Genomic DNA, 9,785 nt, shown 5'->3' on the forward strand with positions numbered 1-9,785 from the left:
CCCGAACCCCGGCCGGGCACGCCAGCGCCGGCCGACGTGAGGAGGTGAGCGCGACGAACCGCCGCCACGCTCTCGAGGACCTGGCCTGCCGCCGCTTCGACGCGGAGCTCTGGTTCGCCGAGTCGCCCGAGGACGTCGAGCTCGCCAAGTCGCTCTGCACGGGGTGCCCGCTCGCGAACGCCTGTCTCGCAGGCGCTCTCGAGCGCAACGAGCCCTGGGGCGTCTGGGGAGGCCAGCTCGTCCTCGCCGGAACGGTCGTGCCCCGCAAGCGTCCCCGCGGGCGTCCGCGCAAGCACCCCGTCGCCGCGTGACCCCGCCACTGCACCGCACCGTCCTCCCGCCCCCGGCCACCGCCGGCCGGGGCGGGAGGGCGATCCCCCACCACTCGCCCCCGGCCCGCTCGACGCGAGGTCCGGGCACCCGTCAGGAGAACGAGATGTCGTACGTCGAGGAGGCGCTCGTCCGCGAGCGCCTCGTGGAAGCGCGCAGGACCGCCGAACGGGTCCGCAGGGCGCGGGCCCTGCGAGCCCGGCGTCAGGCCGAGGTCGCCGCGCGGCGGGCCGAGCGCCTCGCCGAGCGGGCGGCCGACCTGGCCCTCGTCCCCGCGTGACGCCGCGCGCGGCGAGCGCCGGTCCGCCGGCGTCGCGGCACCGGCCGTCCCGTCGGCCGCCGGCCGGCTGAGCCCCTCAGCCGGCCGGCACGACGACGAGCGGCAGGTCCACGCACCCGCACTCCGGGTGGGGTACCCACCGCCGCACCTGCACCACGCCTTCCGGCAGCAGCACCTCCAGCGTCGCCCCGCGGGCGGGTGGAGTGAGGCCGTCGAGGTGGGCGAGGACCTGCAGCGCAACGAGTCCCGCGAGCAGCGTCGCCGTCGCCGTCTCCTCCTGCCGGGTTCCCGCACCGGTCCCGGACAGCTGGTCCAGCGCCAGCGGCCAGCCGGGGTCGGCGTCGGTGCGGTGCAGGTCGAGGCAGCGCAGGCAGGCCGTGCGCCCGGGCACCACGAGCGGCCCCACGAGCGCGTCGGTGTCGCGCACGACCACGGACAGGTGGGGGACGTCCTCCGCCAGGAGCCGCTGCGCGGCCGCGGAGCGGGCCGCGTGGTGGTCGACCAGCACCACGAGGTCGGCGCCGGGGCCCGCGGCGTCGGTCCCGGAGCGGGCCGCACCCGCGCGCCGACCCGGAGCGGGAACGGCCACCTCGGCCGCCACCGCCTCCGCCGCGCTGCCGCGGCGCGCCCCCACGTGCTCGGCGCGCGTCCCCAGCGGGGACAGGTCGGCCTCCTCGACCAGTCCGGGGTCCTCCACCACGACCCGGCCGACCCCCGCGGCCGACAGCACGGCGGCGAGCCCCGCGCCCGTCCGGCCCGCGCCCACGACCGCGACCTGCTGCCGCCGTCGTCCGGCGAGCCGCTCCGGGCCCGGGGGGCCGCCGGGGTCGAACGCCGCCCACGCCACCGCGTCGGGGGCCCAGCGGCTCGTCGGCCCGGGGGAGAGGCGTCCCACACCCGCGGCCAGCCGGCCGGGGGAGACGGCACCGGACGCCGTGAGCTCCCGCAGCAGCGCCGCGGCCCGGCGGGCCCCCGCCGCGGTCGAGGAGGCCGCGGGCCCGTGCACGGCGAGGGTCAGCAGCGCGGTGACGTCCTCGGCGTCGAGGGGCCCCACGACGCTGCCCGAGCGGGGCGAGGAGCCCACCTGCAGCCGACGCCCGGGACGGACGGCCAGCGGGACACCGGTGAGGGAGAGGTCGGGAGCGGCCATGCGCCCACCCTCACGCAGGCGCGGCGCGCACCCCTCCCGCCGTCCACAGGCCCTGCCGTCCACACCCCGCCGTCCACAGGCCCCGCCGTCCACCGCTCCGGCCCAGCCCTCGACGCACCGCTGGCCGCGACCCGGTGGGGTCGCGGCCAGCGGTGCGTCCGGGCGCGGCCCGGCGGCGGCGGTCAGGAGGCCTTGCCGAGGATCCGGTTGAGGTTGGTGCCGCACACGGGGCACTTGCCCTTCGCCATGCGGCGACCGTTCGTCTCGACGATGTCGCCCTCGGCCTCGCGCTTCTCCTTGCACTTCACGCAGTAGAACTCGCCCTGGTACGTGTCGGCCATCGTGCCTCCTCGTGTCGTGACGCGCCGGTCCGTCCGGTGGCCCTTGCGCGCCATCGTGCCCTCAACGCGGGTCCCGGGCGCGTCGGCGCGCCCGGTCGGGCGCCCGGGGCGGGGCCCGGTGTCCACGCGGGCCCCCGCCGTGCAGCGCTGCGCTGACCCGCGATCACCCCGTGTGCGGAAGCCCTCCCGCCGGGCGGGCGCGGCGGGTAGCCTGCCGGGGGTGGAGGACGGCGTGGAGGTGCGTCGCAGCCGCCGTCGCACGCGCACGGTGTCTGCCTACCGCGACGGGGAGCGCACCGTCGTCCTCGTCCCTGCCCGCTTCACGCGGGCGGAGGAGCACGAGTGGGTGCAGCGCATGGTGGCGCGGCTGGAGGCCGCGGACCGCCGGCGCAACCCGCACGAGGACGTGCTGCTCCAGCGGGCGCAGGAGCTGTCGCGGCGCTACCTCGACGACCTCGCGCACCCGTCCAGCGTGGTCTGGGTCGACAACCAGCTCAACCGCTGGGGATCCTGCACCCCCGCCGACGGGAGCATCCGCCTGTCGACCCGCCTGCAGGGCATGCCGGGCTGGGTCCTCGACTACGTGCTGCTTCACGAGCTCGCGCACCTGCTCGTGCCGACGCACAGCCGGCACTTCTGGGCCCTGCTGGAGGCCTACCCCCGCACCGAGCGGGCGCGGGGCTTCCTGGCCGGGACGGACTTCGCCGCCGGTCGTCCCGACGCCCCCGAGGGGGTGGACGACCTGCTCGACGACGAGGGGGCGGACGAGGTCGGGGTCGCCGCGCTCGAAGCGCGCGACACGAGCACCGAGACGGTCGTGCTGGACGCACCGGCACGCACCCGGCGCTGACGCACCGGCGCTGACGGACGCGGCGCTGCCGGACGCGGCGGGGGCGCTCGCCCCCGCCGCGCGGCGTCACCCCTGCGGGCGAGGGCCGTCCGGCCCGTTCCCGTCGCCGTCCGGCCCGTTCCCGTCCGGCCCGTCGCCGGTCCCCCCGTCGAGCAGGTCCCGCAGCGCCGCGTCGATGTCGTCGCCGGCGGGCAGCTCGCCCACGGCCCCGGTGCGCCGGTCGGCGAACGCGGCCGGGTCGTCGAGGTCGTCCGCGGTCGGGAGCAGGTCCGGGTGGTCCCACACGGCGTCGCGGCCGTCCGCGCCGGCGCGCTGCTGCAGCAGCTCCCACAGGCCCGCGGCCTCGCGGGCCCGGCGCGGGCGGAGCTCGAGCCCCACGAGCACCGCGAACGCGTGCTCGGCCGGCCCGCCCGTGGCCCGGCGGCGCCGGACGGTCTCGCGCAGCGCCGCGGCGTGCGGCAGGACGCGGGCGGCGGCCTCGTCGACGACGTGGTCGACCCAGCCCTCGACCAGGGCCAGCGCCGTCTCGAGCCGCGCCAGCGCGGCCTTCTGCTCGGGCGTGCTCTCGGGCTCGAAGATGCCCGACGACAGCGCCTCCTGCAGCGACTCGGGGTTCGACGGGTCCACGGAGCTCGCGGCCTCCGCGATCCGCTCGCCGTCCACGCGGATGCCCCGCGCGAAGCTCTCGACCGTCCCGAGCAGGTGCGCCCGCAGCCACGGCACGTGCGCGAACAGGCGCTGGTGGGCCGCCTCGCGCAGCGCGACGTAGCGGCGCACCTCGTCCAGCGGGACCTCGAGGCCCTCGGCGAAGGACGCCAGGTTGGCGGGCAGCAGCGCCGCCTTCCCGGCCGGCGCCAGCGGCAGCCCGATGTCGGTGGTGCTGAGGACCTCGCCCGCGAGCGTCCCGATGGCCTGGCCCACCTGCATGCCGAACACGCCGCCGCCGACCTGGCGCAGCATCTGCCCGGCCGAGCCGAGCATCGCGGCCATCTCCGGCGGGGCCTGCTGGGCCATCGCGTCGGCCATGGCCGTCGCGACGTTGGCGGCCACCGGCTCGACGAGCTGGCGCCAGACCGGCATGGTCCGCTCGACCCACTCCGCGCGGCTCCACGAGTCGGTCGTGGTGCTCGGCTGGTCCATGTCCGTCACGCCGTCGAGCCAGAGGTCGGCCACGCGCAGGGCGTCCTCGACCGCGCGGCGGTCGGCCGCACCGGGCGTCGGGTCACCGGTCTGCGCGGCCGCCTGACGGGCCACGTCGTGCGCGACCTCCCAGTTGACGGGGGAGTCGCCCGAGGAGGACAGGAACTTCTGCAGCTGCCCCAGGACCTGCCCCATCATCGCGGGGTCGAAGCCCTCGCCCAGGCCGGGGATGCCCGCGGGGAACCCCGGCGGCAGACCACCGCCCGGCAGGCCGCCGCCGGGGAAGCCGCCACCGGCGAAGAGGGGACCGAGCAGGTCCTCGAGGGGGTTGCCGGAGCCGGAGCCGGAGCCACCGGTCGGTCCCGGGGTGCCGGACGGGCGGAAGCCGGGCTGGCCGCCGCCGGGACGGTCCACGGAGCCCCCGTCGGGCGCGTCCCCGTGGTTCCGGTCGTCGTCGGGGCCCTCGGGCCCGTCGTCGCCTCGCTGGTCCACGTCGCTCCTCCAGTGCATCGCCGGGTCGGGGCCATTCTGGCCCCCCCGCGCCCAGACCGACGAACGGCCGCGGCGCCGCGTTCCGTCGCGAGGGCGCTGTCCGCCCCGGGCGGACACCGCCGGGCGCTGGCCTACGGTGGGGCGGTGCAGCCAGCGACGCCGTCCGGGCCCGGCGAGGTCCCGGCGGATCGCCTCGACGACGGCCCCGCCGCCGCAGCCGGCCCCCGCAACGTCCTGCTGGCGGCCTCGGCCGTGCTGACCGTCCTGCTGGCCTCCCTGCTCACGCTCGTGCCCGTGCCCTACGTCGCGCTGAGCCCCGGGCCGGTCCGCGACGTGACCGCTCCCGCGCCGGCCGGTCCCACCACCACGGGTCCGTCGTCGTCGGGCACCGCACCGTCGTCGTCGGGCACCGCACCGTCGTCGTCCGGGAGTCCGTCGTCGTCCGGGAGCCCGTCGTCGTCCGGGAGCCCGTCGTCGTCCGGGAGCCCGTCGTCGTCCGGGAGCCCGTCGTCGTCCGGCAGCCCGTCGGCGGAGCGGGGGCTCATCACGATCACGGGGGCCCCGACGTACCCGACGGACGGCGAGCTCGACTTCACGACGGTGTCGCTGCGGGGCGGGCCCGGGCTGGAGATGAGCCTGCCCGAGCTGCTGACGGCGTGGCGCGACCCGGACGTCAGCGTCGTGCCGCGCGCCGTCTACTTCCCGCCGGAGCAGACGCAGCAGCAGGCCGACGCCCAGAGCAGCGCGGAGATGACGGGGTCGCAGGAGAGCGCGAAGGTCGCCGCGCTCGCGGAGCTCGGCATCCCCGTCCCGGCGACCACGACGCTGCGCGTGGCGGCGGTCGACCCGGCCGCCCCCGCCGCGGCCGTGCTGCGCCCGGGCGACGTCGTGACCGCCGTCGACGGCCGCGCCGTGGCCGACTTCGAGGCGCTGCGCGCGGCCGTGTCGGCGCTGGAGCCGGGCGCCGCGGTCGAGCTGGGCCTGCGCCGCGGTGACGCCCCCCGCACCGTGACGACGCGGACCTACGCCGTGGACGGCGCGACGCGCCTGGGCGTGGCCCCCGAGGTCGACTACACGTTCCCGTTCCAGATCGACATCGCCATCGACGACGTCGGCGGGCCCAGCGCGGGCACGATGTTCGCGCTCGGGATCGTCGACGAGCTGACGCCGGGGTCGATGACGGGCGGGCAGCACATCGCGGGCACCGGCACCATCGACGCGAACGGCGCGGTCGGCGTCATCGGCGGCCTGCGGCAGAAGGTGATCGGCGCCCGCGCCGAGGGTGCGCGCTGGTTCCTCGCACCCGCGCCCGAGTGCCCGCAGGTCGCGGGCGCGACGCCCGCCGGCATCACCGTCGTCCCGATCACCACGCTGGACGGGGCGCGCGCGGCCGTGGAGGCCATCGGCGCCGGCCGCGGGGCGAGCCTGCCGACCTGCGGCACCCCCTCGCGGCCCGCCCGCCTCAGTCCTCCAGGGTGGCCTGGAGGGCGCTGACGAGGCCCGGCACGAGGTCGGCGCCCGTGCGCACCTCGCCGTCGGAGTCCTTCGACCGGCTGCGCACGGCGCACTCGTGGCGGCCGTCGCGCAGGACGCCCACGGCGATGCGGACGTCCTCCGCCGCGGGGTGGGCGGCCAGGGCGCTGGCCCGCGCCCGCTCGTCCTCGGGGCCCACGGCCGCGCGCACCTCCGCCTCGGCGTCCGGCGGCACGAGGATGCGCTCGACGACGACGGCGGCGCCGTCCACGCCCGCGGGCCAGGCCAGCTGGCCCAGGAGGTCGTCGAGCTCGCCGACCTCCGGGACGCCCTCCTGCTCCACCGACGTCAGGTGGCCGGGGTCGGCCTCGGCGTCGGCCACGACGTTCGCGGGGAGGCGGTCGGCGAGGCCCGGGTCGCGGCGCAGGGCCTCGGCGGTGCGCACGAGGGCGAAGAGGCGGACGCCCGCGCCCCACCCGTCGGCGGCCACGTGGCGCTCGATCTCGGCGACGGCGCGCCACAGCCCGCCGGTGTCGGGCGTCGGGACCGGCGTCGGCGCGGGGATCGGGGACGGCGTCGGGGGCAGGTGCGGCTCGCTCACGGGCGGCCATGGTGGCACGCCCGCCACGCGGCGGTCCGGGCCCGAGCGCCCCGAGGCCGCGCGGTGGTGACCGCGGTGGTGACGGAGAGGTCACGATGCGTCGGCGCGGGCACGCGGAGCACTGCTTGTAAGTTGCTGAGTCGTGAGCTTCCCTTCGCGCCCGCCGTCCCGGCCCGTCCTGCGCCGGCGACGCCGCGGGGCACTGCTGCCGACCGTGCTCGTCCTGGCCGGCATCCTCGTCGCCGTCGTGATCGCCTCCCGCGTGGCCACCGACGTCTGGTGGTACGAGCAGCTGGGCTTCCTGCAGACCTTCACCACGCGGCTGTGGCTCCAGATCGCGCTGTTCGTCGTCGGTGGCGGCCTGCTGGCCGCGGCCGTCGCGGTCTCGCTGACCGTCGGCTACCGGAGCCGGCCGATCTACGCGCCGATCTCCACCGAGCAGGCCGGGCTGGACCGCTACCGCGAGTCGCTCGAGCCGCTGCGGCGCCTCGTCGTCATCGTGCTGTCGGTCGCCACGGGCCTCTTCGGCGGCTCGGTGGCGATGAGCCAGTGGCAGACGCTGCTGCTCTTCGTCAACCGCGTCGACTTCGGGACCGAGGACCCGCAGTTCGGCATGGACAACGGCTTCTACGTCTTCACGCTGCCGTGGGTCGCCTTCCTCGTGAGCTTCCTGTCGGCGGCCGTCGTGCTGGCCGGCGTCGCGGCGCTCGCGACGCACTACCTCTACGGCGGGCTGCGCCTGTCCGGGGGCGGCCCGCGCACGACCCGCGCGGCGCGCATCCACCTCGCGGTGCTGGCGGCGCTGTTCCTGCTGCTGCGCGGGGCCGGGTACTGGCTGGACCGCTACGAGCTCATGACGTCGGCGTCCACGCACATCAACATCGAGGGCGTCGTGGGCCCGAGCTACACCGACGTGTCCGCCGTCCTGCCCGCGAAGGCGATCCTGGCGATCGTCGCGGTGCTCGTGGCCTTCCTCTTCGTCGCGGCGGCCGTCGGCGCGTCGTGGCGCCTGCCCGGCATCGGCACCGCCCTGCTCGTGGTCTGCGCCATCGCCGTCGGGGGCATCTACCCCTGGGCCGTGCAGCGCTTCCAGGTCACCCCGAACCGGCAGGCGCTCGAGCAGACGTACGTGCAGCGCAACATCAGCGCGACCCGCGACGCCTACGACGTGGCGGACAGCGAGGTCAGCGAGTACGTCGCGGACACGACGGTCACGCAGAACCAGCTGCGCCAGGACGCCCAGACGATCCCCGGGATCCGGCTGCTCGACCCCTCCGTCGTCTCCGCCGCCTTCCAGCAGACGCAGGCCCAGCGCAACTACTACCAGTTCCCCGAGACCCTCGACGTGGACCGCTACGACCTCGGCGGGACGACCCAGGACACCGTGATCGCGGCGCGCGAGCTGAACCTCGGCGGGCTGGGTGCGGCCCAGCGCAACTGGGTCAACGAGCACACCGTCTACACCCACGGCTACGGCGTGGTCGCGGCGCGCGGCAACGAGCGCGCGCCCGACGGCCGGCCGGACTACTTCGAGGCCAACATCCCGTCCTCGGGCGAGCTCGGCGACTACGAGCCGCGCATCTACTTCGGCGAGGGCACCACGAGCTACTCGATCGTGGGCGGGCCGGCCGACAAGAACCCCGTCGAGATCGACTACCCGGACAACAGCGCCCAGGGCTACGCGACGACGACGTACGAGGGCGACGGCGGCGTGGACGTCGGCGGCCTCGTGCGCAAGGCCGCGTACGCGCTGAAGTTCGGCGACCAGAACATCCTGCTGTCCTCCTCGGTCAACGCCGAGTCGAAGATCCTCTACGACCGCACGCCGCGCGAGCGGGTCGAGAAGGTCGCCCCGTGGCTGACCCTGGACGGCGACGCCTACCCGGCCGTCGTGGACGGCAAGGTCCTCTGGGTCCTCGACGCCTACACGACGTCGGCGTCCTACCCGTACTCGGCGACGACCGCGCTCGGCGAGGTCACCGAGGACTCCCTGACGCAGACGCAGAACAGCGTCCAGGCCCTGCAGGACCGCACGGTGAACTACGTCCGGAACTCGGTCAAGGCCACCGTCGACGCCTACACGGGTCAGGTCACGCTGTACGCCTGGGACGACCAGGACCCGGTGCTGCGCGCGTGGATGAAGGCCTTCCCGCAGGCCGTGAAGCCGCTCGCGGACATCGACGGCGACCTCATGAGCCACCTGCGCTACCCGCAGGACATGTTCAAGGTGCAGCGCGAGGTGCTGGCCCGCTACCACGTCACGGACGCGAGCTCGTTCCTCACCGGCCAGGACTTCTGGGACGTGCCCAGCGACCCGACCAAGGACACGGCCGAGGGCGTCACGGCGCCCGCGCAGCCGCCGTACTACCTGACGCTGCAGATGCCGGGGACGACGACCCCGTCGTTCAGCCTGACGACGAACTACGTGCCGCTGCGCAACGCCACGGGTTCCGGCAGCCAGATCCTCACGGGCTTCGCGGCCGTGAACTCCAACGCCGGGTCGACGGGCGGGGAGAAGAACCCCGACTACGGCAAGGTCCGCCTGCTGGAGCTGCCGCAGTCCTCCACGGTCCCGGGTCCCGTGCAGGTGCAGAACAACATCCAGTCCAACGCCCAGGTCGCCGAGGCGATCCGGCTGCTGGGCCTCGGCGCCGGGTCGGAGGTCATCAACGGCAACCTGCTGACCCTGCCCGTCGGCGGGGGTCTGCTGTACGTGGAGCCGGTGTACGCGCGGAGCACGGGCAGCAACTCCTTCCCGCAGCTGCGCAAGGTCGTGGCCGTGTTCGGCGAGCGGATCGCCATCGCCGACACCCTCGACGACGCCCTGAACCAGGTGTTCGGCGGGCAGTCGGGGGCGCAGGCCCCCGACCAGGGGACGCCGCCCGCCGACGGGGGCACCCCGTCGCCGACCGCGTCGCCGGCGCCCTCGGGCGCGCCCACCGACCAGACCGCGCAGCAGCAGCTGGACACGGCCCTGGACACCGCGCGGCAGGCGATCGCGGACTCCGCCGCGGCGCTGCAGCGGGGTGACTTCGCGGCCTACGGGCAGGCGCAGACGCGCCTGACGGAGGCCGTCGCCTCGGCCACCGCGGCGCAGGACCGCCTCGAGCAGGCGGCCGGCGCCACCC

The 9,785-nt window shown here is 76.4% G+C and carries 9 protein-coding genes; 5 read left to right on the forward strand and 4 right to left on the reverse strand.

Translation table 11 applies throughout. From position 1 onward, the window contains the following. The first annotated feature begins 44 nt into the window (after positions 1 to 44). Entirely contained in the window at positions 45 to 311 is a 267-nt protein-coding gene (locus GTR02_RS16015) for a WhiB family transcriptional regulator (RefSeq protein ID WP_166608495.1), read from the forward strand. A gap of 125 nt (positions 312 to 436) precedes the next feature. Beyond that, on the forward strand, positions 437 to 610 hold the full coding sequence (locus GTR02_RS16020; RefSeq protein ID WP_166608496.1) for a hypothetical protein: 174 nt from the start codon (positions 437 to 439) through the stop codon (positions 608 to 610). A gap of 76 nt (positions 611 to 686) precedes the next feature. On the opposite strand, the gene GTR02_RS16025 is transcribed toward GTR02_RS16020, so the two are convergent. Together GTR02_RS16025 and GTR02_RS16030 are read right to left on the reverse strand one after the other, a co-directional pair. Next, positions 687 to 1,760, reverse strand: a complete 1,074-nt coding sequence (locus tag GTR02_RS16025; protein WP_166608497.1) for a TOMM precursor leader peptide-binding protein — start codon at positions 1,758 to 1,760, stop codon at positions 687 to 689. 182 nt (positions 1,761 to 1,942) lie between these two features. Next, positions 1,943 to 2,101, reverse strand: coding sequence for a DUF5679 domain-containing protein (locus GTR02_RS16030; RefSeq protein ID WP_166608498.1), 159 nt, complete (start codon positions 2,099 to 2,101; stop codon positions 1,943 to 1,945). Positions 2,102 to 2,273: 172 nt separating this feature from the next. Here GTR02_RS16030 and GTR02_RS16035 point away from each other — a divergent pair, with 172 nt between their 5' ends. Beyond that, positions 2,274 to 2,951: a M48 metallopeptidase family protein gene (locus tag GTR02_RS16035; RefSeq protein ID WP_166608499.1), complete on the forward strand. Its 678-nt coding sequence runs from the start codon at positions 2,274 to 2,276 to the stop codon at positions 2,949 to 2,951. A gap of 66 nt (positions 2,952 to 3,017) precedes the next feature. Here the strand turns inward: GTR02_RS16035 and GTR02_RS16040 are convergent, their stop codons facing one another. Then, positions 3,018 to 4,583: a zinc-dependent metalloprotease gene (locus tag GTR02_RS16040; RefSeq protein ID WP_338073856.1), complete on the reverse strand. Its 1,566-nt coding sequence runs from the start codon at positions 4,581 to 4,583 to the stop codon at positions 3,018 to 3,020. Positions 4,584 to 4,727: 144 nt separating this feature from the next. On the opposite strand from GTR02_RS16040, the gene GTR02_RS24605 reads away from it, so the two are divergent. After that, a complete protein-coding gene (locus GTR02_RS24605; protein ID WP_166608500.1) occupies positions 4,728 to 6,077 on the forward strand; it encodes a PDZ domain-containing protein in 1,350 nt (449 codons plus the stop codon). On the opposite strand, the gene GTR02_RS16050 is transcribed toward GTR02_RS24605, so the two are convergent. Next, entirely contained in the window at positions 6,046 to 6,657 is a 612-nt protein-coding gene (locus GTR02_RS16050; RefSeq protein ID WP_205709419.1) for a PPA1309 family protein, read from the reverse strand. The genes GTR02_RS24605 and GTR02_RS16050 overlap by 32 nt on opposite strands. Positions 6,658 to 6,799: 142 nt before the next feature. On the opposite strand from GTR02_RS16050, the gene GTR02_RS16055 reads away from it, so the two are divergent. Continuing rightward, positions 6,800 to 9,785 (forward strand): UPF0182 family protein (locus GTR02_RS16055; RefSeq protein ID WP_166608501.1); only part of this gene is annotated, 2,986 nt, incomplete at its 3' end.

Source organism: Kineococcus siccus, from assembly GCF_009906795.1.
Taxonomy (GTDB): Bacteria; Actinomycetota; Actinomycetes; order Actinomycetales; family Kineococcaceae; genus Kineococcus; species Kineococcus siccus.